Raw genomic sequence first — 21,752 nt, 5'->3', positions numbered from 1 at the left:
TTCAGTCCTTCCGGGCGCGAGGCGGGCACCAACTGCAAGATCGCGTGGGGCAGGGACCTGCCTAGCACGGCGGGGGCGGGGGTTGGGGGTTGTGCACATGGAGGGGTTGTCCACAGAGGGGGGTTGTGGGGGGAAGGGTGGAGAGGGCGGTGGCGGGATCGTGTGGGCATGGCGACGCAGTTGTGGCGTACGCGGGAGCTGATGCGGACGCTCACCGTGAAGCGAGTACGGACACAGGTTCAGCGGGAGGAGTTGATCCGGGTCCGGCGCGGGGTCTACGCGCCGGCGCCCTGCGACGACGAGGATGAGCTGCGAGCGCTGCTGCTCCGTCTTCCCGAGGGCGCGATGCTGGCCATGCACACCGCAGCGCGTCGTCATGGGTTCGGTGTGCTCCGGGAGTCCGCGGTGCACGTGCAGTTGCCGCCGGACGTCGCCAAGCCTCGGCTACCCGGTCTCGTCGTCCATCACTCCGTTCTGCCGGTCCGGCCGGTGACCGCCGGAGGGCTGCCGTGCGTGCCCGCCGTCCAGTGCGCGGTCGACCTGGCCCGCGCCGTTCGTCGGATGGATGCCCTCCCGGTGCTCGATGCCGCACTCCGCGCCGGCGCCGTGACGGTCGACGACCTCATGGCGGAGCTGCCCCTGCATCGGGCCCTTCGTGGGGTGCGGCAGGCGCGTGATCTCGTGCCGCGAGCCGATGGTCGGTCCGAGTGCCGGCAGGAGAGCCAGTTGAGGCTGTTGGTGATCGACGGCGGGCTGCCCGCTCCGGAGCCCCAGATGTGGATTCACGACCAGTACGGCATCCCGCGTTACCGAACAGATCTGGGTTACCGCGAGCGACGGGTGGGGATCGAGTACGACGGTCTGTCCCACCTCGACCGGGACCGCATGCGGTACGACCGGGACCGGATCAACTGGCTGGACGCGAACGGGTGGCGAATGCGCTACTTCACCGACCGCGACCTCTACCGACGCCCGTCCCACATCCTCGCAACCCTCCGCGCCGCCCTCACCCTCTCACCCTGAGAGGGCTCGACTCCGGCGATCTTGCACTTACCTACCCGACAGACAGCACCATTCCGACATCTCGCGGGCACAAACTGCAAGATCGCGGGAAGGGTCAGGGGCGGGCGCAGCGGGGGCGCAGGCGTACGCGTTCGGCGGTTTCGGTGAGGGAGTTGGGCTCGACGACCAGGCGTGCGATTGTCGTCGCGGGGCCGGGGCGGAATCTGCCCTGGTCGGCGGGGATGGTGGCGGTCCAGGTGCCGGCGGTGCGGTCGTCGGTGCACGCGCCGATCACGCCGAATCCGAAGCCGGTGACCGACGTGCGCCGCGCCCGCTGGCTGAGGTGCACCTCGATGTAGGCCAGACCGCGCTCGGCGCCGCAGGCGAACCGACCCCGGACGGTGGCGGTGTGGGCGTGTGGCTCGGTGGTGCCGAACCAGTCGACCGAGATGGTGGGAGTGGAGGTAGGCGCGGCGACCGCGGCGCCCGGCGCGAGCCCGAGCGTGGCGACGGTGGCGGCCGTGGTGAGGCCGGCGGCGAGCAGGGCGTGTCGGGCCGGGGGCATGGGCGGGCTCCTGTCGGGCGGTGGCGGGATGCTGCTCCGATGTGGACGGCGTCAGCATCCCACCGCCGCGATGCCCGCGAGCTGCAAGATCTCGGACAGATCAGCCGGCCAGGTGGGAGCGGATGAGGAAGCGGACCCCCTCCGGCGCCTCCAGCGAGAATCCGCTGCCCCGGCCGGGCACCACGTCGACAGTGAGCCGGGTGTGCTGCCACAGGTCCCACTGGGCCCGCGACATCCAGAACTCCACCGGCTCGGGCACGCCGTCGACGGCGAGCGCGGCGAGCAGCACGTCCGAGCCGCCGGTGCGGAACTCGCCGGCCGGGTAGCACATCGGGGCGCTGCCGTCGCAGCAGCCGCCGGACTGGTGGAACATCAGCGGACCGTGCTGCCCCCGCAGCGACCGGATCAGGTCGGCCGCCGCGGGGGTCAGGGTCACCGGGTCACCCATCAGAAGAAGCCCAGCTTCTGGGGCGAGTAGCTGACCAGCAGGTTCTTGGTCTGCTGGTAGTGCTCCAGCATCATCTTGTGGTTCTCCCGGCCGATGCCGGACTGCTTGTAGCCGCCGAACGCGGCGTGCGCCGGGTAGGCGTGGTAGCAGTTGGTCCATACCCGGCCGGCCTGGATCGCCCGTCCGGCCCGGTACGCGGTGGTCATGTCCCGGGTCCAGACGCCGGCCCCGAGCCCGTAGAGCGTGTCGTTGGCGATCTTCACGGCGTCGTCCAGGTCGGCGAAGGAGGTCACCGACACCACCGGGCCGAAGATCTCCTCCTGGAAGATCCGCATCGAGTTGTCGCCCTCGAAGATGGTCGGCTGCACGTAGTAGCCGCCGGACAGTTCGCCACCCAGGTCGGCCCGCTCGCCGCCGGTGAGCACCTTCGCGCCCTCCTGCCGCCCGATGTCCAGGTAGGACAGGATCTTCTCCAACTGGTCGTTGGACGCCTGCGCGCCGATCATCGTGTCGGTGTCCAGCGGGTGCCCCTGCCGGACCTGACGGGTCCGGTCCACGGCGGCGGCGAGGAAGTCGGCGTAGTGGCCCTGCTGGATCAGCGCCCGGGACGGGCAGGTGCACACCTCGCCCTGGTTGAGGGCGAACATGGTGAAGCCTTCGAGCGCCTTGTCCCGGAAGTCGTCGGAGGCGGCGCTGACGTCGTCGAAGAAGATGTTCGGGCTCTTGCCGCCCAGCTCCAGCGTGACCGGTTTGATGTTCTCGCTGGCGTACTGCATGATCAGCCGCCCGGTGGTGGTCTCGCCGGTGAACGCCACCTTGGCCACCCGGGGTGAGGACGCCAGCGGCTTGCCGGCCTCGACGCCGAAGCCGTTGACCACGTTGAGCACGCCCGGCGGCAGCAGGTCGCCGACCAGCGACAGCAGGTGGTGGATCGAGGCGGGCGTCTGCTCGGCCGGTTTGAGCACCACCGCGTTGCCGGCGGCCAGCGCCGGGGCGAGCTTCCAGACCGCCATGAGGATCGGGAAGTTCCACGGGATGATCTGCCCGACCACGCCCAGCGGCTCGTGGAAGTGGTAGGCCACGGTGTCGTCGTCGATCTCGCCGAGCGAGCCCTCCTGGGCCCGGATCGCACCGGCGAAGTAGCGGAAGTGGTCGATCGCCAGCGGGATGTCGGCGGCCAGCGTCTCGCGTACCGGCTTGCCGTTCTCCCACGTCTCGGCGATGGCGAGGGACTCCAGGTTGTCCTGCATCCGGTCGGCGATCTTGTTGAGGATCAACGACCGTTCGGCCACCGACGTGCGGCCCCACGCGTCCGCCGCGCCGTGCGCCGCGTCGAGCGCCTTCTCCACGTCCTCGGCGGTGCCCCGGGCCACCTCGCAGAAGGTCTGCCCGGTCACCGGGGTCGGGTTCTCGAAGTACTTCCCACCGTGCGGCTTCACGTACTCGCCGCCGATCCAGTGGTCGTAGCGGGACTGCCAGTGGGTGGGGGCGTCGTAGCGCGTCATGGGTACCTCCGCCGTCCGTCAGGGGTGGATGGCGGGAGGCTAGTTTCCGCGACGTTGCAGGAACGTTGCGCGCGGCAGCGCGTACTCCTCGGCGAGCTGGCGGGCCCGGGCGACCGCGAGCGGCCGGCGGGGCGCGCCCGGCGGCAGCGCCCGGGCCAGGGCCTGCCAGGCGGCCAGGTCGTCGGCGCCGGCGGCGGTCGCGGTCCAGGCCGCGAGCAGGCCCGGGTCCCCGCCCGCCAGCACCGCCGCGCGCAGCTGGCCGTCGACCAGCCGGCGCAGTCGCGCCACCCCCGGCGCGTCGGAGGCGGGCAGCAGGGGCCCGGGGTACGCGCGCAGCGCCGCCGCCGGATCGCCGCCCTCCAGCAGTTCGGTGACGGTACGGAAGTCGGCGCGCACGGGTGCCCGCAGCCGGTAGGGGCGGGAGTCGAGCAGCTCGTCGCCGAGCGCGCGGCGCAGCCGGGACAGCTCGGCGCGCAGGGTGACCGGGTGCAGCCGGTCGTCGCCGTAGAGGTCGAGGCCGAGCTGCTCCCCGGTGCGCCCCTCGGGGTGCTGGACGAGCAGCACCAGCAGCTCGCTGTGCCGCCGGCCGAGCCGGACGCGCCGGCCGCCGACGCGCAGCTCCGCCTCGTCCCGACCGAGCGCGGCCACGTGCGGCACGTCCGGCGCGGCGGGGGCGGCGGCGGCCAGGAACGCCTCGGCGGCCCGGGCGGTGGCCCGGACCAGCGCGAGGCTCTGCGGGTTGGCCAGGTGGTCGCCGCCGGTGATGTCGACGGCGCCGAGCAGCAGGCCGGTGGCCGGATCGTGGATCGGGGCGGCGGCGCAGGTCCAGCGCTGCACCGGCCGGACGAAGTGCTCGGTGGCGAAGATCTGCACGCTGTGGTCGACGGCGAGCGCGGTGCCCGGCGCGTTGGTGCCGACGTGTGCCTCGTCCCAGCGGGCGCCCGGCACGAAGTTCATCCGCTCGGCGTGTCGGAGCACGCCCGGGTGCCCCTCCACCCAGAGCAGCCGGCCGCCGGCGTCGCAGACCGCCATCAGGTGGGCGCCGTCCTGCGCGATGCCGCCGAGCAGGTCGCGGAAGAGCGGCAGCACCCGGGCCAGCGGGTGCGCCGCCCGGTAGCTCTCCAACGCGTCGTCGGTGAGGTCGACCGGCGCGGTGGCCTCCGGGTCGAGCCGCGCGGAGCGCTCCCAGGACCGACGCACCACGTCGCGGACCCGGCCGGTCGCGGTGCCGGCGGTGAGGAACGCCTCGTGGGCGGCACCGACCTGCGCGATCCGCTCCGCCGGATCCGCGCCGAACTCCAGGGCGAGCCACGGGTCAGTCACCACCGACCTCCTCCCACCCATCGTGACCCACGTCACCCCCGACCGCCAAGGGTGGAGCGGATCGAGCGCCGGACGTGATCCGGGTCACTCCTCGGCCCGCCGGGGGCCCTGCCGTCCGGACGAACGCCCCAGACGGCACGCGGACGTCCCGGACCCGGTTGTCGGCGTTCCGCCGCTGAGGAAGATGGCTGCGGCGGCCGCTTACGGAACCCTTATCTCCGACCTGCGACCGTGTGCGGGACGACCAGGGAAGACACGGGGAGCGGACAACGGTGCGGGTGCTGGTGGCGGACGACGAGCGGCTGTTGGCGGACACGGTCGCCGAGGGGCTGCGGCGGTTCTCCATGGCGGTCGACGTCTGTTACGACGGCGACGGCGCGCTGGAGCGGATCGGCGTCAACCGCTACGACGTGGCGGTGCTGGACCGGGACATGCCCGGCGCCACCGGCGACGAGGTGTGCCGGAGCCTGGCCGGGTCGGATGCCGGCACCCGGGTGCTGCTGCTCACCGCCGCCGCCGGCATCCGGGACCGGGTGGCCGGCCTCGGGCTGGGCGCGGACGACTACCTCACCAAGCCGTTCGCGTTCGCCGAGCTGGTGGCGCGGGTGCAGGCCCTGGGCCGGCGGTCCACCCCGGCGGTGCCGCCGGTGCTGGAACGGCACGGCGTGGTGCTCGACGTGGCCGCGCACACGGCCACCCGGGACGGCCGCCCGCTCGGCCTGAGCCCCAAGGAGTTCGCCGTCCTGCACGTGCTGCTGCGTGCCGGCGGGCGGGTGGTCAGCACCGAGGACCTGCTCGAACAGGCCTGGGACGAGTTCGCCGACCCGTTCACCAACGCGGTCCGGGTCACCGTCATGACGCTGCGCAAGAAGCTCGGCCAGCCGTCCGTCCTGCACACCGTGCCGAAGGCCGGCTACCGGATCGGTGAGCCGGCGTGAGCCCTCGCCGCCGCATCCTGCTGGTCGGGGTGCTCGCCCTGCTCGCCGGGTTCCTGCTGCCCAACCTGGTCAAGTGGCTGCTCGAACTGGTGTGGTGGCGGGCCCAGCAGTTCTGCGGGCTTGCCACGATCGGCGCGGTGTGCGAACCGGGACGGCCGTTCGTCCCGCTGCTCCCGACGCTCACCGAACTGCTGGTGCTGGTCACCGCCGGTGTCGGGGTGTGGGTCGGGGCCCGCTGGTGCCTGCGCCCGGTGCGCGACCTGGCCGACCCGATCGCGAACCTGGGACCGCAGAACCTCGGCTACCGGATCCGGCGGGGCGGGCGGGACGAGCTGGCCCGGCTCACCCGTGCCATCGACGACATGATGGACCGGGTCACCGCCGGCTACGAGGGGCAGCGACGGTTCGCCGCCAACGCCTCGCACGAGCTGCGGACGCCGCTGGCGGTGCAGCGCACGCTGATCGAGGTCGGCATGGCCCGGTCGCTCAGCGGTGAGCAGCTGGACCTGCTGACCGCGCAACTGCTGGCCACCAACGAGCGCAACGAGCGGCTGATCGAAGGGCTGCTCGCGCTCAGCGAGAGCGACCAGGGCCTGCGGTCCTCCACCCCGCAGCGCCTCGACGAGGTCGTCGCCGCCGTGCTGGCCGCGTACGCCGACCGGGCGGCCGAAGCGGGCGTGACAGTGGAGAGCCGACTGTCGCCCCGGATCGTGACCGGCGAGCGGGTACTGCTGGAACGCCTGGTCACGAACCTGGTGGAGAACGGCATCAAGTACAACCGCGAGGGCGGACGGCTCGTCGTCGCCGTCGGCGGCGACCCGGCGCTGACCGTCACCAACAGCGGGCAGGCCGTCCCCGGCGAGGCGGTCGCCGGGCTGTTCGAGCCGTTCCGGCGCCTCGCCCGGGACCGCACCAACCAGGGCGGCGGCGCCGGGCTCGGCCTGGCCATCGCCCGCTCCATCACCCAGGCGCACGGCGGCATCATCGCCGCGCGTCCGGGCGAGGACGGCGGCCTGCGGGTCGACGTCCACCTGCCCACCGTGCGCTGACACCCCTCCGCACACCACGGGACCCGCCGTTGCGGCGTCCCGCGATGCCACCTGCCCGAACGGGCCCCGGCGACGCCGCCGCACCCGATCCGACAAGGAGGAACCATGTCCCGAACACACGGGCCGGCGCTGCCGGCCCGGGCCGACGTCGAGGAGGCCGCCCGCCGGCTGGCCGGCCGGGTGGTGCGTACCCCGGTGCTGCACAGCCCGGCGATCGACCGCCTGGCCGGCGCCCGCATCCTGCTCAAGGCGGAGAACCTCCAGGACGGCGGCTCGTACAAGATGCGCGGCGCGATGCTGGCGGTGGGCCGGCTCGCCGACGCCGGGCACACCGGAGTGGTCGCGCAGAGCACCGGCAACCACGCGGTCGCGGTGGCGCTGGCCGCGCGCCGGCACGGGCTGGCCGCCACCGTGGTGCTGCCGGTGGACGCCGCGCCGGTCAAGGTGGACCGGGCGCGGGCGGCCGGCGCCCGGGTGGTCCGCGCCGGTACCACCGTCGAGGAGCGCCTGGCCGTGGCGCGGCGGATCGCCGAGGTGGAGGGCCACCCGCTGGTCGACGCGTACGACCACCCGGACGTGGTGGCCGGGCAGGGCAGCGCGAGCCTGGAACTGATCGAGGAGGCGGCGCGGCACGGCACACCGCTGGACGCGCTCGTGGTGCCGGTGGGCGGGGGCGGCGGCATCGCCGGGGCCTGCCTGGCGGCGGCCGGAACCCCGATCGAGGTGTACGGCGTGGAGCCGGTCGGGTGCGACTCGCTGGCCCGCAGCCTGGCCGCCGGACGGCCCACACCGGTGGCCCCGGCGCCGAGCCTGGCCGAGGGACTCCGTCCCGGCTGCGTCGGTGACCTGCCGTTCGCGGTGGCCCGCACCGGCGTGCGCGGGGTGGTCCGGGTCGACGACGACGCGATCGCGGAGGCGTTCCGGCTGCTCCTGCTGGACCTGAAGGTGCTCGTCGAGCCGTCCGGCGCCGCCGCGCTGGCCGGCGCGCTGCGGCTGGGCGAGCCGGCCGGCGGCGGCGGCGTGGGCACGGCGGCCGGTCCCGGCGACGTCGGTGGGTCGCCGTGGCCTTCTGGTGGCGGGCGACGAAGGACGGTCGGCGTGGTGCTGACCGGCGGAAACGTGGAAGCGGACCTGGTGGCCCGGCTGGCGGGCGACCGGACGACGGCGGGAGTGGCGGCATGACGACGACGGTGCGGATCGGTGTGCTGTTCGGCGGGCCGTCGGCCGAGCACGAGGTCTCCTGCGCCTCGGCGCTCGGCGTGGCCCGGGCCCTGGCCGAACGGGGCCACCACGTGGTCGCGCTCGGGATCACCCGCGCCGGCGGGCTGCGGATGGTGCCGGAGCCGGCGCTGACCCGGCACCTCACGACCGTCGCCGCCGGCCGGGCGATCGACGACCGCCTGCCGGTGACCGGGCCGGCGGTGGAGCTGCGGCGCGGGTCGGCCGCCGGCACGGTCGCGGTCACCGCCGCCGACGTGCCCGCCACCACACACGCCGAGCTGGACGTGGTCTTCCCGGTGCTGCACGGCCCGTACGGCGAGGACGGCGTGGTGCAGGGCCTGCTCGAGTCGCTCGGCGTGCCGTACGTCGGATGCGGCATCCTCGCCTCCGCCGTCGGCATGGACAAGGTGGCGATGAAGCGGGCGCTGCGGGCCGAGGGCGTGCCGACCACCCCGCACGTCTGGTTCGACGAGCCCACCTGGCGGGCGGCGGAGGACTCGGAGAAGCTGGTGGTCGGGCTGCGCCGGCCGCTGTTCGTCAAGCCGGCCCGGATGGGCTCCTCGATCGGGATCTCCCGGGTCGCCGAAGGCGACGACCTGGCGGCAGCCGTCGAGGAGGCGTTCCGGCACGACCACGTGGTGCTGGTCGAGCAGGGGGTGACCGGCCGGGAGCTGGAGTGCGGCGTGCTCGGCGGCTGGCGGCCGGAGGCGTCGGCGGTCGGCGAGGTGCGGGTCGCGGGCGGCTGGTTCGACTACCGGCAGAAGTACTTCGGCGACGCCGACCCGATGATCGTCCCGGCGTCGCTGCCCGACGAGGTCACCGAGCGGATCCGGGAGCTGTCCGTGCGGGCGTTCGCCGCGATCGGCGGCTGGGGTCTGGCCCGGGTCGACTTCCTCTACGACGAGGCCACCGGCGACCTGTTCGTCAACGAGCTGAACACGCTGCCCGGCTTCACCGCGCACTCGATGTACCCGAAGGTGTGGGCCGCGTCCGGCGTGGCGTACCCGGAGGTGGTGGACCGGCTGGTCGCGCTCGCCTTCACCCGCCACGCGGCCCGGCCGTCCGGCGCGCACCCGGGGGGTACGCCGTGATCCTGCTCTCCGACCCCCGGGTCGCCGCGGTGTCCAGCCGGGACGACGGCGAACCCCTGGTCGACCTTCGGGAGGTGCCGGAGCTGCGGGTGGACGGGCGGGCCGCCGACCCCGCCGGGGCGTACGCGCGGGTGCGGCGCGGGGTCGCGGACCGGCTGCTGGCCGCGCAGCGGGCGCTGCCGCCCGGCCTGCGCCTGCTCGTGGTCGAGGGCTACCGGCCGTACCGGGCGCAGCTCGACATCTTCACCGGCTACCGGGACGAGTTGCGTCGGCGGCACCCGGACTGGTCGGCCGAGCGGCTGCACCGGGAGACCACCAAGTTCGTCTCGCCGGTCGAGGTGGCCCCGCACAGCACCGGCGGCGCGGTGGACCTGACGCTCTGCGATTCCGACGGGGTCGAGGTGGCGATGGGCACGGCCCTGGACGCGACGCCGGAGGAGAGCGCGGACGCCTGCTTCACCGCGGCCCGGCACATCCCGGTCACCGCGTGGCGCAACCGGCGGATCCTGGTGTCCGCGTTGAGTGGCGCGGGGCTGGTGAACTATCCGACCGAGTGGTGGCACTGGTCCTACGGCGACCGGTACTGGGCGCTCCTCACCGGAGAGTCGCACACCCGTTACGGTCCGCTGTGATTCCCGGTCGTCGCTGAACGGTTGGCCGCTCCCGTCCGTACCAGCTGTCGAACGACACCGACGACGGGAGAGAACGTGAGGGTGCAGCGCAAGCACGTGTTGGCGGCGACCGTGGCGGTGGCCGCGAGCGTGGTCGTCTCGGTGGGCACCGGAATGGGTTTCGCGGAGACCGCGCCGGCCGCACGGTCGGTCTGCGCCGGGTCGGTGACCTTCTCGGCCGAGGGCGGGGCGCCGGCGGCGACCAGCGACCGGTTCCCGGTGGGCACCCGGCTGCGGGTCACCAACCTGGACAACAACAAGGTGGCGACGGTGACCGTGACCGGGCCGTCGGGCAGTTGCGTGCTGCTCAACGCCGCCGCCATGGACCTGGTCCGGGAACCGGGCAAGAACGTCGTCCGGCGCAACGTGGTGGAGCGTCTCGACGGCGTGGCCGCGTCGGCGCCGGGCGGCGGCGCGCAGCCGGGCGAAACCCGTCCGGGCAGCGCCCAGCCGATCGGCGGCAGCGTCTGCACCGGGTCGATCACGTTCTCCGCCGAGGGCGGGGCGCCGGCCGCCACCAGCGGTCAGTTCCCGGTCGGCACCCGGCTGCGGGTGACCAACCTGGACAACGGCAAGGTGGTGACCGTGGCGGTGACCGGGCCGTCGGGCAGTTGCGTGCTGCTCAACGCCGCCGCCATGGACGCGATCCGCGAGCCGGGCAAGAACCTGGTCCGCCGCAACACGGTCCAACTGCTGCGCTGACGACGACGTGGCGCACCACGTTCGGACCCGGGGGTCCCGTGGTGCGCCACGATCAGCGCCGACCGGTCAGCCGAACGCGGCGTCGAGGATGTCGAGACCCCGGGCCAACTCGTCGTCGGAGATGACCAGCGGCGGCAGGAAGCGCAGCACGTTGCCGTAGGTGCCGCAGGTCAACGTGAGCAGCCCGGCCGCGTGGCAGGCCGCCGAGATCGCCGCCGTGGCGGCCGGGTCCGGCGTCAGCGTGCCCGGCACGACGATCTCCACGGCCAGCATCGCGCCCCGGCCGCGTACCTCGGCGACGCGCGGATCCCGGTCGGCGATCGCGCGCAGCCGCGCGCCCATCACCGCGCCGATCCGCCGGGCAGCGGCGGCCAGGTCCAGCTCCCGCATGGTCTCCATCGCCGCCAGCGCGGCGGCGCAGGCGATCGGGTTGCCGCCGTAGGTGCCGCCCAGGCCGCCGACGTGCACCGCGTCCATCAGCTCGGCCCGCCCGGTCACCGCCGCCAGCGGCAACCCACCGGCGATGCCCTTGGCCAGCGTGACCAGGTCCGGCTCGACGCCCTCGTGCGCGCAGGCGAACCAGTCGCCGGTGCGGCAGAAGCCGGTCTGGATCTCGTCGGCGACGAACACCACCCCGGCCGCCGTCGCCCACTCGCGCAGCGCCGGCAGGAAACCCTCGGCGGGTACGACGAAACCGCCCTCGCCCTGGATCGGCTCGATCAGCAGCGCGGCCACGTTCTCCGCGCCCACCTGTTTCTCGATCATCTCGATCGACCGGGCCGCGGCGGTGGCCCCGTCCAGCCCGCCGTCGCGCAGCGGATACGACATCGGCACCCGGTAGACCTCACCGGCGAACGGCCCGAACCGGTGCTTGTACGGCATGTTCTTCGCGGTCAGCGCCATGGTCAGGTTGGTCCGGCCGTGGTAGGCGTGGTCGAACACCACCACCGCGGGCCGGCCGGTGGCGTGCCGGGCGATCTTCACCGCGTTCTCCACCGCCTCGGCGCCGGAGTTGAACAACGCCGAGCGCTTCTCGAAGCCGCCCGGGGTCAGCGCGTTGAGCTGCTCGCACACCGCCACGTACGACTCGTAGGGCGCGACCATGAAGCAGGTGTGGGTGAACCGCTCCACCTGGGCCCGAACCGCCTCGACCACCCTCGGGGCGGAGTTGCCCACGGTGGTGACCGCGATGCCGGCGGCGAAGTCGATCCACTCCCGGCCGTCCACGTCCGTGATCGTGCCGCCGCCCGCCCGGTCCACGTAGGCGGCGATCGTGCTGCCCACGCCACGCGCCACGGCCCCGACCCGGCGCTTGTGCAACTCCTCGCTGGTGGCCATCGGGATCAGCCCTCGATGTGGTGCATGACGTGCTTGACCCGGGTGTAGTCCTCCAGGCTGTAGACCGACAGGTCCTTCCCGTGGCCGGAGTGCTTGAAGCCGCCGTGCGGCATCTCCGAGACGAACGGGATGTGCGTGTTCACCCAGACGCAGCCGAAGTCCAGCCGCCGCGTCATCCGCATGGCCCGGCCGTGGTCGCGCGTCCACACCGAGGCGGACAGGCCGTAGTCCACGCCGTTGGCCCAGCGCACCGCCTCGTCCTCGTCGGAGAACCGTTGCACGGTGATCACCGGACCGAACACCTCGTCCTGGATGATCTCGTCGGCCTGGCGGACGCCGGAGACCACGGTCGGGGCGTAGAAGAAGCCGCGATCGCCGACCCGGGACCCGCCGGTGGTGACGTTCGCGTGGTCCGGCAGCCGGTCCACGAAGCCGCTCACCCGGGCGAGCTGGTTGGCGTTGTTCAGCGGACCGTAGAGCACGTCGGCGTCGTCCGGCGCGCCGGTGCGGGTGTTGCGGGCCTGCTCGGTCAGCGCCGCCACGAAGTCCTCGTGGATGCCCGGCCCGGTGAGCACGCGGGTCGCCGCCGTGCAGTCCTGACCGGCGTTGAAGTAGCCGCCCACCGCGATCGCCTCGGCCGCCGCCGCCACGTCCGCGTCGTCGAAGATCACCACCGGGGCCTTGCCTCCCAGCTCCAGGTGGGTCCGCTTGAGGTCCGGCGCCGCCGCGGCGGCGACCTCCATGCCCGCGCGGGTCGAGCCGGTGATCGACACGAGCTGCGGGGTCGGGTGGGAGACCAGGGTACGGCCGGTGTCGCGGTCTCCGCAGACCACGTTGAACACACCCGGGGGCAGGTGCTCGGCGGCGATCTCGGCCAGCAGCAGCGTCGACACCGGCGTGGTGTCCGACGGCTTCAGCACCACCGCGTTACCGGCCGCCAGCGCCGGGGCGATCTTCCAGACCGCCATCATCAGCGGGTAGTTCCAGGGTGTCACCTGGGCGCAGACGCCGATCGGCTCGCGCCGCACGTACGAGGTGTGCCCGGCCAGGTACTCGCCGGCCGAACGCCCCTCCAGCAGGCGGGCCGCCCCCGCGAAGAAGCGCAGCTCGTCCACGGCCGGCGGCAGCTCCTCGTCGGCGGTGAGCTGCCGGGGCTTGCCGGTGTTGCGGACCTCGGCGTCGACCAGCTCGGCGGCCCGGGACTCCACCGCGTCGGCGAACTTGAGCAGCGCCCGCTGCCGCTCGGCCGGCGTGGCGTCCCGCCAGGTCTCGAACGCGGCGGAGGCGGCCTTCATCGCCGCGTCCACGTCCGCCGCCCCGGACACCGGCGCCTGGGCGAAGACCTCGCCGGTGCACGGGTCGATCAGGTCGGCGTAGCCGCCGTCCACCGGGTCGACGTACTCGCCGTTGACGAAGTTGCGCAGCTGCTGCTGGTCGCTCATCAGAAGTCTCCGAGAGGGGTGGCCGGGAGGAGGGTCAGCGGAGGTTATCGCAATCTGACTGCCATCTTGGCTACTGAATCCGAGGCAGACAAGGGTTTGAGCAACTGTTTCCGCGCGGGCGTCCGTGGTCTACGCTGCCGAGCGTGGAGCCGAGAGCCTTCTATGTCGCCGGCCGCCCCGCCCACGGCGAGCAGGAGTTGACCGTCACCCACCCGTACGACGGGCAGCCGGTGGGGCGTACCACTCTCGCCACGGCCGACCAGGTCGAGGCCGCCGTCGCGGGCGCCGCCCGGGTTGCCGCGCAGGCCGCGGCTCTGCCCGCGCACGCCCGCGCCGCCGCCCTGGACCACGTGTCCCGCCGGCTCGCCGAACGGGCCGACGAGGTCGCCGCGCTGATCACCGCCGAGAACGGCAAGCCGGTCAAGTGGGCGAAGGCGGAGGTGGGGCGCGCGATCTCCACGTTCCGCTGGGCCGCCGAGGAGGCCCGACGCTTCTCCGGCGAGCTGCAACGCCTCGACACCGACCCCGCCGCCACCGGGCGGATCGCCCTGATCCGGCGCGCGCCGCGCGGACCGGTGCTCGGCATCACCCCGTTCAACTTCCCGCTCAACCTGGTCGCCCACAAGGTCGCCCCGGCGCTCGCCGTCGGCGCCCCGATCGTCGTCAAACCGGCCCCGGCCACCCCGCTCACCGCGTTGCTGCTCGGCGAGATCCTGGCCGAGACCGACCTGCCCGAGGGCATGTTCTCGGTGCTGCCGCTGCCCAACGAGCGCGCCGCCGACCTGGTCGCCGACCCCCGGCTGCCGGTGGTCTCGTTCACCGGCTCCGGGCCGGTCGGCGCCGCGATCCGCCGCGCCGCCCCGGACAAGCACGTCACCCTGGAACTGGGCGGCAACGCCGCCGCGGTCATCTGCGAGGACTGGTCGGCGGACGAGGATCTGACCTTCGCCGCCCACCGGATCGCCACGTTCTCCAACTACCAGGCCGGGCAGTCGTGCATCGCGGTGCAGCGCGTCTACGTGCACGAATGGCTCTACGACGGTTTCCTGCCCCGGCTCGTCGCCGCCGTCGAGGAGTTGCGCACCGGCGACCCCCGCGCCGAGGCGACCGACGTCGGCCCGCTGGTGTCCGTCGAGGCGGCGCAGCGCGTGGAGGCGTGGGTGGACGAGGCGGTCGCCGCCGGGGCCACCATCGAGGTGGGCGGCCGGCGCGACGGCGCCACCTATCCGCCGACGGTGCTCAGCGGCGTGCCCGCCGACGCGAAGGTCTGCGCCGAGGAGGTGTTCGGGCCGGTGCTGGTGGTCACTCCGGTCGCTGACGACGGGGCCGCGTTCGCCGCGGTCAACGACTCCGCGTACGGGCTCCAGGCCGGCGTGTTCACCCACCGGATGGACGTGGCGTTCACCGCCGCCCGGACGCTGGAGGTCGGCGGCGTGATCATCGGAGACGTGCCGTCCTACCGGGCCGACCAGATGCCGTACGGGGGCGTGAAGGGCTCCGGGGTCGGGCGGGAGGGGCTGCGCAGCGCCATGGAGGACTACACCGAGCAGCGCGTCACGGTGCTCACCGGGGTCGAGTTGTAGGACCGGTCACCAGGTGCCGTCGTCGCGGACGCGGGGGGCGGCGCGGCCGAGCAGCAGGGTGGTGAGAGCGGCGTCGACGTCCGCGCCGAGGAACCACTCGCCGGCCTGGTCCAGGGCGAAGACCCGGCCGTGCTCGTCGACGGCGAGGATGCTCTCCTGGCGTTCGCTGCCGAGGGGGAAGAGACGGGCGCCGAGGACCGCGCCGAAGTCGGCGAGGGTGTCGGCGGTGTGGGCGACCTTCCGCGGACGCACCTCGAACCGGGAGATCCACGCCGCCTCGCCCGGTCCCTGACGGGCACTGACCAGACCCGGGAAGGCGGTCAGTGTCGCCAGGGCGGCCGGAAACGACAAGTGACTGTGCCTGCTCCCGTTGACCTCACCGACCTTCCGGACGGAGGTGGCCGCGGACACCTCGTCCCCGAAGTGGGGCCGCCAGCCGGCGACCACGAGCGCGTCGGCGACCTCGGCGGGGAACCGGTCGGGGTCGGGAGGTGTCTGGGGTTCCGGGTGCCACTCCTCCGCGTATGCCAGCTCGGGCCAGGGCAGCACGCCGACGTGCACGAGGAAGCGAATGCACGACTCGCATCGCAGGTCCGCCGGCCCGCCGGCCGGGTCGCCTGCCTCGCGGATGCGGAAGAACTCGATTCGGCTCGTCCCCAGCAATCGGCGTGCGTCCTCAAGGGTCAGCGGCGGAAGCCCGTCGGCGGCGCGGCGGTGGTCATGGTCGTGCAGCGCGTCGGAGACGACGATCATCTCGGCGTGCCGATCCCCGCCGCGCACCAGGTGGCCCGGGGGCAGTTCGTCCAGGTAGGCCCGCACGAGCGGATGGTGCCGCAGTTCGACGTCGCCCTTCGCGCCCTGCGCGACGTGCAGCCGGCCGTCCAGCGTGAGGTGCGCCGCCGCTCCCGGTGTGGGCAGCCGGACCAGTTCGCGGAGCAGTTGCGCGGCCGGGTCGACGGTGCGGGGAGCGCGGGGCTCGGCCGGCCGGCGTTGCCGGTACATCTGCTCGACCGCGACCGCCGGGATCCGGGGCCAGGTGGACACCTCGCCGGTCTCCTTGTCGATGACCGTGGTCGGCAGGTCGCCGGGCAGGGCCCGGGCGTCGGTGGACACGGTGGAGAGCACGACGTAACCCAGGTCGAACTCCTCGACCACCGGAGTGCAGGGGAAGCCCAGGCGGTCGGAGTCACGCCGGGCCCACACGGAGGCGATCTGCTCGGCCTGCTGTCGCTCGATCACCACCTGAAATTACCGGACCCCACGGATTTCGTGGCACCCGGTATGGTCGGCCCTACCCACGGTGACGGAAGGGATTCGGCGGTGGCTGAGAGTGCGGACCGGGATGCGAACCGTGCGCTGCGCACGCGCTTCGACGAGGTGTACGGCCAATACCAGCGACTCCGGTCCGGTCTGGAGGAACTTCAGTCCAAACTGGCCGAGCTGCGGGTGACCGAACGCTCCGACGACGGTCAGGTCACCGCGGTGGTGGGGGCGCGAGGCGAGCTGATCAGCGTCGAGGTGAGCCCCGCGGTGTTCCACGACCGGGATGCCCGAGCCCTGAGCCGCAAGATCACTGAAACGGTACTGCGGGCGTCCGCGTCCGCGACCAGCGCCACCCGCGAGCTGGTCGCCGGCTACCTGCCGCCCGGTTCGCCGTCGGTCGAGTTCCTCCACACCCACGACTTCGGTGCGCTGCTCGGCCGGGCCGACACCGTGCTGTCGCGTGGGGACTGAACGGTGGCCGGGGGAGAGATCTGGCTGGACCCGGACCGGGCCCGTCGCGGTGGTGCCGACCTGAGCCTCGCCGGCAAGGCCGTGGCCGGGGCCCGCCGGGAGACCGGCGACCCGATCGCCGCGGCGAGTGCCCAACGGCCGTGGGGGCGGGACGACATCGGCGCCGCTTTCGACAAGCACTACCAGCGCTACGCCGAGACGCTGCTGCGCGCGTGGGAGCTTCTCGGCCGGTCACTCGAAGGGATCGGGTCGGACGTGGTGCGCTCGGTCGCCGCCACCGTGGAGACAGACCTGAGCAATGCCCGTGACCTCGGCAAGATCCCGCACCAGAGGCACGACCCGCACCGGCCCTGGCGCTGACCACCGGAGGATCCGCGCGTGAGCATGCTGCCCAGCCCGATCCCGCACCCGCTCGACTACTGCCCCTGGGACCTGCCCGGCTGGATCTACGAGGCGCTCGACTGGGTGGTCGGCGTCGAATGGCCGGAGGGCGACGAGCGTGCCGTCTGGGACCTGGCCGACCAGTGGTACGGCGTGGCTGGCGTCCTGGCCGGGCCGCGTGACGACGCCACCACCGCCGCCGGCGAGGTGAAGAGCGGGTACGGCGGCGTCGGCCTGGTGGCGCAGGCGTTCGACACGGCCTGGCACCGGGTGGCCGGGGGCGAGGACGCCCCGCTGCACGTCCTGGTGTCGGCCACCGACGAGCTGGGTCGGCTGGTCGACTCCTGCGGCTGCGACATCGAGGGCGCGAAGCTGGAAGCCTGGATCGAGCTGGGTATCCTGGTCGTGGAGCTGCTGTCCCTTGCGGTCGTCACCGTCCTCACCGCGGGTGCCGCGTCACCGGCGGCCGGTGCCGCGATCACGGCCACCCGGATGGCCGTGCAGCAGATCTTCAGGCGACTGGTGGCCGATCTGGCCCGCAAGGCGGTCCGGGAGGGCCTGAAGGAGGCGGGTGAACGGGCCGCCAAGGAGGTCGCGAAGAGCGGCGCCAAGGGCCTCGCGCGGCGGGCGGCGCTCGGCGGTCTCGTGGAGGCAGGGCAGGAGGCGAGCACCAGCCTCGCGACCCAGGCCTACCAGAACTCCACCGGCCGCCGCGACGGCCTGGACCTCGCCGACGTGGGCACGTCGGGGCTCGGCGGCTTCGCCGGCGGCGCCGCCGCGCCCCTGGCCGGTCTGGGGCGGCACGCCAGCGGTCGGTTCGCCGAGATCGGGGAGCGCTTCGGGCGGGAGATGGCCGGGGAGAGCCTCGCGGAGACCGCCGCCGGCCTCGCCACCGGCCACGGGCCGTCCTTGGAGGACCTGGCACGCGCCGCCGCCTCCGGGGCGACCGGCTCGGCCACCGGGCAGGCCGACACCGCGCTGCACCACCGGCTCGACGCGAAGCTGGGCGGATTCACGGCGCCACCCGTGGGCTTCGACGTGCCACCGCCACCCGACCCGGTGGGGCTGGTGCCGAGCCAGCGGACACCCGAAACGTCCCCGTCGGACTGGGGTGGCGATCAGGCGGTCAGCCACCAACGGACGAACCCGGAGGCGGTGACGCCGCCCACGGCCGACGCGGCGCTGTCCCGTGCGCTGACTGTCGCGGACGCCGAGACGGTCGTGACGGCAGAACCGGCGGTCCCGGCACCGGACATGACCGCCCGGCCGCCGTCTCATCCGGCCGACCACCCGTCACCGAGCGTCCCGACCAGCGACTCGGCGCACCCGGCCGTCGCGACGAGTCCGACGCTCTCCTCGGTCGCGGTGGAGGTGCCCGCCGCCGGCACGTCGTTCACTGCTCCGACCGAGCTGCGAACCGGCCCGCCTCCGGCGGCGGTCGACGTGAGTGGTCCGTCCCCCGCTGCGCCGGTGCACGCGGCGGCGGCGCCGACGCTGTCCCCGCCGCTGGCGGCGGACGCCGCGCACCCGGCCGCGCCGTCGGCGCTGGACCGTCCGGCGCCGGGAGTCGGCGGCGGACCCGCCGGTTCGTTGCCGGCCCCACCGGTTCACCCGCAGGTCGGCCCGCACCCGGCCACGCCCGGTGTCGGGCCGGATCCCCGGCCGGCGCCCAATCCACGCTTCCCGTTGCTGGAGACGCTGGCCCCCGCCCACTCTGCGAACCCGCCGCCTGGCGTCTTCGACCCGCTCGACTCGCCTCCGCCCAGGGTGGAGAACCCTCGCGAACGAGCCGCACGGTTGGCGGCCGACCGGGAGGCCCTCGATCGGCGCCGCTACGGCGGTTACCTGCGGTCCCAGCGCGAGTGGTTCGAGGACCGCCGGCGCCAGACCAGGGCGGACTGGCTCCACGAGCGTGCCGACTATCACGAGGAACGAGCCAGTGACTGGGCCGCCCAAGCCACGGCACTACGCCGGGACGGTCGCACGTTGGCAGCCGAACGGTGGCACCGGGAAGCTCACGAAGCCGCACTGGAAGCGTCGGAGCTGCGCGACGAGGCGCAGAACGTCCTTGCCGGAAGAGTCGTGCCGGAGCGGGTGATGGTCGAGGACGACCTCGACTTCTACCGGATCAACGACGACGTGGCGGACCTGGCCCTCGGCGCGGTGGAGACGCCCGACCACTCCGCGCTCACCGGCAACCGCCATCCTCCTTCGGTCGACCAGTCCCGCCCCTACGGCATTCGTGGTGGTCTCCGGCCCCCGCTCGCCCTGCACCAGACGGACCTCGAACGGCAGATGCCGCGCAACCCGGACGGCAGCGTGCTCCGCACCGCCGACCCCCGGCGTGGCGGATGGTTCCGGTTGGCGAACGACGGCGGGCCGAGCGCGGACGCCACGCGGGGCATCAACTGCCTCGACTGCACACTCTCGTTCTACGACACCTGGGTGCACGGCCGGCCGCGGGTCGCCGCTCCGCGTACGTTCGACGGCTACCTGGCGGGAGACGTCCGCCGCCCGGTGGGCGGCGAGGTGGACGGCCCGTTGCGGGTCGAGGAGACGACCGGCGGACGCTTCCAGAACCTGACCGCGCCCGGTCGGCCGGGCGTCACCGGTGCGGCCCGGCGGACGCTGGTCGAGGGCGGCTACCGGGACCTGCACGCGCAGTTGGCGGCGGGGGGCCACGGCAGCTACGCGTTCCTCATCACCAGCTTCGAGGGTGGCGGCTCACACGCCTGGGTGGCGCTGAACCAGAACGGCACAGTCCTCTACCTGGACCCGCAGACGGGCGCGGTGGCCGACCAACCGCTCTACCGGCACGGCGGTACGCCGTTCGCCGGCAACGTGGTCGGCGTCGACGCGCTGGTGCTCGGCCCGGACGGCCGTCCGATGCCGCTCGCCGGCCGGCCGCCCGGCACCTTCAACGTCCTGCCCGAGCCCTCGCCCCGGCCGGCGCCGCCACGCCCGCCGGACCCACCGCCGTCCGACGGCGGGGACCCACCCGACTTCAACCGGGTGCACCTGCTCGGCGAGTCCACCACCTTCCACCGTTCGACCGACACCTCGCCGCCTGGCAGCGCGCCACCGATCGAGCCGGATCCGGCTGACATCCGTCGGGCGCACCGGGAGGCACACGCGGCCCGCTTCGCCGCCGGGATCTACGTCCGGGACGCGCTGGCGACGAGCGGCAGCCTGGACGACGCGTTCGCGGTCGGGGTGACGCCGTTGGAGTTGGCCCAGCACGCCGACGGGCCGACGCTACGACGGCTGGTGCCGGGGTTGGAGGAGAGCGCGGCCGCCGACCTGAAGCGGCTGTTCGCGGACCCGCGCGTGCAGCGGATGCTCGACCAGAGTTGGGAGGCGCCGCCGCGGCGGGAGGAGTTGCTGGCCGAGACGCTGGTACGGCAGCTCGCGGAGCAGCCCGACCTGGTCCGGATGATCCTGGCGACACCGGAACTCGCGAACTCCCTGACCGCCCGCCCGGTGACCCTGCATCACCTGGCAAGCCACCAGCAGGCCATCGACGTGTTGAGAGACGTGGTGAACGAGATCCGCGAACGGGGAGCCGATGTTGTCGCCGCGGCGGAGCCCCCGGCCCTGATGCCGACTCCACTGACAGACGCTCAGTTGGCGCTGAGCAGCTCCTTTACTGTCGACGGCCTGGAGGCGGAGCAGCCCGGTTTCGATTCTGCGCGACTCGGGGACGCGGCCTACCGGGAGCAGTATCTCGACCAGTTGTACGAGGAAGCCGCTGTAGCACAGTCGGAGATCAATTCCCTGGGGCAGGATTTGGCAGCGTCATGCGGCGGTAGCGCTGCGTATCACCCGCGCCCCAAGCCCAAGGACCGTGAGCGGGCCGAGGACAAGATCGAGGGCTACGGTGGCGACGCCTCACAACTGAAGGATCTCGCGGGCGGCTACGTCTCGTTCGACACCCTGGACGAGCTCTACGGCGGACTGGCGCGCCTGAGGAATGACGGGCGATTGGATCTGGTGAAGTTCGAAGACCGCTTCCAGAGCCCACAGAACGGTGGATACCGAGATGTACAGGTGTTCCTCCGAGCCTCCAACGGGCACATCGCAGAGTTCCGGCTGCAACTGGCGCCACTCGACAAGGTGGCGACGTGGGAGCATTCCCTCTTCGAAGTGCGGCGTGACCTCAACGCGGTTGCTCGTCAGGAGGGACGTAGCGTGACGGTGACGGAGTCCGCCATCCGTCGAGGGGTGCTTCGGCGTCAGCGCGAGATGTTCTGGGCGGCTCTTCAGACGGCGCTGCACAAGGGGAGTGAATGATGGCTACGGTCGACGGCGTCGAACTTCCTGCCTATTTCGAGCACTACGACACGCCCGTGAAGCTGTTGGCCACAGCGGATGGTGGCTACGCCGCCTGGAAGCTGGACCGCTCGACCGGCGGTTGGCGGTCGGCGGAGGATCTGGTCGACGACGTGCTCGGTGGCGTGGGCGGGGAGATCTACGTGCGTTCGGCTGGTGCTTTCGTCCAGCACGTCGAGCGGCTGCGGGGACGCTACCTGAGGGGCGAGGGAGAGATCTTCGCGCTCTACGAAACGGTCCGGGCGCTCGAGGCGCCCGCCGTCGCGGAGAGGCGGCCGTTCACCGCGGAGGAGACGGCGCTCATCAGGGGCATCAGGCGGCGGACCTTCGTGATGTTCGAGGAGCAACTCCAGCGGGCCGGTGACCCGGGCGCCGACCCGACAATCGCCTCGACCAACCCCTGAGACGTGACGGATCACCCCCGCTCCGA

The 21,752-nt window shown here is 73.2% G+C and carries 19 protein-coding genes; 12 read left to right on the top strand and 7 right to left on the bottom strand.

Annotation, left to right across the window (positions count from 1 at the left end; genetic code table 11):
• Positions 1-168: 168 nt before the first annotated feature.
• On the top strand, positions 169-1,023 hold the full coding sequence (locus tag COO58_RS02120) for a DUF559 domain-containing protein (protein ID WP_098746047.1): 855 nt from the start codon (positions 169-171) through the stop codon (positions 1,021-1,023).
• A 94-nt stretch (positions 1,024-1,117) separates the two neighbouring features.
• Here the strand turns inward: COO58_RS02120 and COO58_RS02115 are convergent, their stop codons facing one another.
• The 4 genes from COO58_RS02115 to COO58_RS02100 all read right to left on the bottom strand — a co-directional run bounded on the left by COO58_RS02115 (position 1,118) and on the right by COO58_RS02100 (position 4,843).
• Positions 1,118-1,567, bottom strand: a complete 450-nt coding sequence (locus tag COO58_RS02115) for a hypothetical protein (RefSeq protein WP_098743629.1) — start codon at positions 1,565-1,567, stop codon at positions 1,118-1,120.
• 100 nt (positions 1,568-1,667) lie between these two features.
• Complete coding sequence (locus tag COO58_RS02110; RefSeq protein ID WP_091581713.1) at positions 1,668-2,015, bottom strand: DUF779 domain-containing protein; 348 nt, start codon at positions 2,013-2,015, stop codon at positions 1,668-1,670.
• On the bottom strand, positions 2,015-3,520 hold the full coding sequence (gene adh, locus COO58_RS02105) for an aldehyde dehydrogenase (protein ID WP_098743628.1): 1,506 nt from the start codon (positions 3,518-3,520) through the stop codon (positions 2,015-2,017). Before adh ends, COO58_RS02110 begins: the two co-directional genes overlap by 1 nt.
• Before the next feature lie 39 nt (positions 3,521-3,559).
• Complete coding sequence (locus COO58_RS02100) at positions 3,560-4,843, bottom strand: helix-turn-helix domain-containing protein (protein WP_098746045.1); 1,284 nt, start codon at positions 4,841-4,843, stop codon at positions 3,560-3,562.
• Positions 4,844-5,115: 272 nt separating this feature from the next.
• On the opposite strand from COO58_RS02100, the gene COO58_RS02090 reads away from it, so the two are divergent.
• The 6 genes from COO58_RS02090 (at position 5,116) to COO58_RS02065 (ending at position 10,515) form a co-directional block, all read left to right on the top strand.
• The gene (locus COO58_RS02090) at positions 5,116-5,781 is read left to right on the top strand and encodes a response regulator transcription factor (RefSeq protein WP_098743626.1); all 666 of its coding nucleotides are present in this window, start codon (positions 5,116-5,118) and stop codon (positions 5,779-5,781) included.
• Positions 5,778-6,830 (top strand): HAMP domain-containing sensor histidine kinase, encoded by a 1,053-nt coding sequence (locus COO58_RS02085; protein ID WP_098743625.1) that lies wholly within the window; start codon positions 5,778-5,780, stop codon positions 6,828-6,830. Before COO58_RS02090 ends, COO58_RS02085 begins: the two co-directional genes overlap by 4 nt.
• A gap of 105 nt (positions 6,831-6,935) precedes the next feature.
• On the top strand, positions 6,936-8,012 hold the full coding sequence (locus tag COO58_RS02080) for a threonine/serine dehydratase (protein ID WP_098743623.1): 1,077 nt from the start codon (positions 6,936-6,938) through the stop codon (positions 8,010-8,012).
• Complete coding sequence (locus COO58_RS02075; RefSeq protein WP_098743622.1) at positions 8,009-9,142, top strand: D-alanine--D-alanine ligase family protein; 1,134 nt, start codon at positions 8,009-8,011, stop codon at positions 9,140-9,142. The genes COO58_RS02080 and COO58_RS02075 overlap by 4 nt, the downstream gene beginning before the upstream one ends.
• Positions 9,139-9,774, top strand: a complete 636-nt coding sequence (locus COO58_RS02070) for a M15 family metallopeptidase (protein ID WP_098743620.1) — start codon at positions 9,139-9,141, stop codon at positions 9,772-9,774. Before COO58_RS02075 ends, COO58_RS02070 begins: the two co-directional genes overlap by 4 nt.
• A 75-nt stretch (positions 9,775-9,849) precedes the next feature.
• On the top strand, positions 9,850-10,515 hold the full coding sequence (locus tag COO58_RS02065; protein WP_098743618.1) for a hypothetical protein: 666 nt from the start codon (positions 9,850-9,852) through the stop codon (positions 10,513-10,515).
• Positions 10,516-10,581: 66 nt separating this feature from the next.
• Here COO58_RS02065 and gabT read toward each other — a convergent pair whose 3' ends face one another.
• Both gabT and COO58_RS02055 read right to left on the bottom strand, forming a co-directional pair.
• Positions 10,582-11,853: a 4-aminobutyrate--2-oxoglutarate transaminase gene (gabT, locus tag COO58_RS02060; protein WP_098743617.1), complete on the bottom strand. Its 1,272-nt coding sequence runs from the start codon at positions 11,851-11,853 to the stop codon at positions 10,582-10,584.
• 5 nt (positions 11,854-11,858) lie between these two features.
• Complete coding sequence (locus COO58_RS02055) at positions 11,859-13,295, bottom strand: gamma-aminobutyraldehyde dehydrogenase (protein ID WP_091581674.1); 1,437 nt, start codon at positions 13,293-13,295, stop codon at positions 11,859-11,861.
• Between the two features lie 143 nt (positions 13,296-13,438).
• Here COO58_RS02055 and COO58_RS02050 point away from each other — a divergent pair, with 143 nt between their 5' ends.
• A complete protein-coding gene (locus COO58_RS02050; RefSeq protein WP_098743615.1) occupies positions 13,439-14,878 on the top strand; it encodes an aldehyde dehydrogenase family protein in 1,440 nt (479 codons plus the stop codon).
• Positions 14,879-14,884: 6 nt separating this feature from the next.
• Here COO58_RS02050 and COO58_RS02045 read toward each other — a convergent pair whose 3' ends face one another.
• Positions 14,885-16,120: an SUKH-3 domain-containing protein gene (locus tag COO58_RS02045; protein ID WP_098743614.1), complete on the bottom strand. Its 1,236-nt coding sequence runs from the start codon at positions 16,118-16,120 to the stop codon at positions 14,885-14,887.
• A gap of 78 nt (positions 16,121-16,198) precedes the next feature.
• Here COO58_RS02045 and COO58_RS02040 point away from each other — a divergent pair, with 78 nt between their 5' ends.
• From COO58_RS02040 to COO58_RS02025, 4 genes are read left to right on the top strand one after another with little or no spacing between them, the layout of a single operon-like run.
• On the top strand, positions 16,199-16,612 hold the full coding sequence (locus COO58_RS02040) for a YbaB/EbfC family nucleoid-associated protein (RefSeq protein ID WP_098743612.1): 414 nt from the start codon (positions 16,199-16,201) through the stop codon (positions 16,610-16,612).
• Positions 16,613-16,615: 3 nt separating this feature from the next.
• Positions 16,616-16,972: a hypothetical protein gene (locus COO58_RS02035; RefSeq protein WP_091581659.1), complete on the top strand. Its 357-nt coding sequence runs from the start codon at positions 16,616-16,618 to the stop codon at positions 16,970-16,972.
• Between the two features lie 24 nt (positions 16,973-16,996).
• Positions 16,997-21,283 carry a toxin glutamine deamidase domain-containing protein gene (locus COO58_RS02030; RefSeq protein ID WP_255292674.1) on the top strand — a complete coding sequence of 1,429 codons (4,287 nt, stop codon included), beginning with the start codon at positions 16,997-16,999 and terminating at the stop codon, positions 21,281-21,283.
• Positions 21,283-21,726, top strand: coding sequence for a hypothetical protein (locus COO58_RS02025; protein ID WP_098746043.1), 444 nt, complete (start codon positions 21,283-21,285; stop codon positions 21,724-21,726). The genes COO58_RS02030 and COO58_RS02025 overlap by 1 nt, the downstream gene beginning before the upstream one ends.
• The last annotated feature ends 26 nt before the right edge of the window (positions 21,727-21,752 follow it).

Origin of the sequence: Micromonospora sp. WMMA1996, from assembly GCF_002573675.1 — a bacterium.
In the GTDB taxonomy this organism is placed as follows: domain Bacteria; phylum Actinomycetota; class Actinomycetes; order Mycobacteriales; family Micromonosporaceae; genus Micromonospora; species Micromonospora sediminicola.
The sequence above is the reverse complement of the archived record's forward strand: the minus strand, read 5'-3'. Positions and strand labels throughout refer to the sequence as shown.

Bases quoted from the DNA above. Each gene is read 5' to 3' on its own strand.
- COO58_RS02120 (WP_098746047.1), top strand. From the start codon at position 169: ATGGCGACGCAGTTGTGGCGTACGCGGGAGCTGATGCGGACGCTCACC.
- COO58_RS02115 (WP_098743629.1), bottom strand. From the start codon at position 1,567: ATGCCCCCGGCCCGACACGCCCTGCTCGCCGCCGGCCTCACCACGGCC.
- COO58_RS02110 (WP_091581713.1), bottom strand. From the start codon at position 2,015: ATGGGTGACCCGGTGACCCTGACCCCCGCGGCGGCCGACCTGATCCGG.
- adh (WP_098743628.1), bottom strand. From the start codon at position 3,520: ATGACGCGCTACGACGCCCCCACCCACTGGCAGTCCCGCTACGACCAC.
- COO58_RS02080 (WP_098743623.1), top strand. From the start codon at position 6,936: ATGTCCCGAACACACGGGCCGGCGCTGCCGGCCCGGGCCGACGTCGAG.
- COO58_RS02075 (WP_098743622.1), top strand. From the start codon at position 8,009: ATGACGACGACGGTGCGGATCGGTGTGCTGTTCGGCGGGCCGTCGGCC.
- gabT (WP_098743617.1), bottom strand. From the start codon at position 11,853: ATGGCCACCAGCGAGGAGTTGCACAAGCGCCGGGTCGGGGCCGTGGCG.
- COO58_RS02055 (WP_091581674.1), bottom strand. From the start codon at position 13,295: ATGAGCGACCAGCAGCAGCTGCGCAACTTCGTCAACGGCGAGTACGTC.
- COO58_RS02030 (WP_255292674.1), top strand. From the start codon at position 16,997: ATGCTGCCCAGCCCGATCCCGCACCCGCTCGACTACTGCCCCTGGGAC.
- COO58_RS02025 (WP_098746043.1), top strand. From the start codon at position 21,283: ATGGCTACGGTCGACGGCGTCGAACTTCCTGCCTATTTCGAGCACTAC.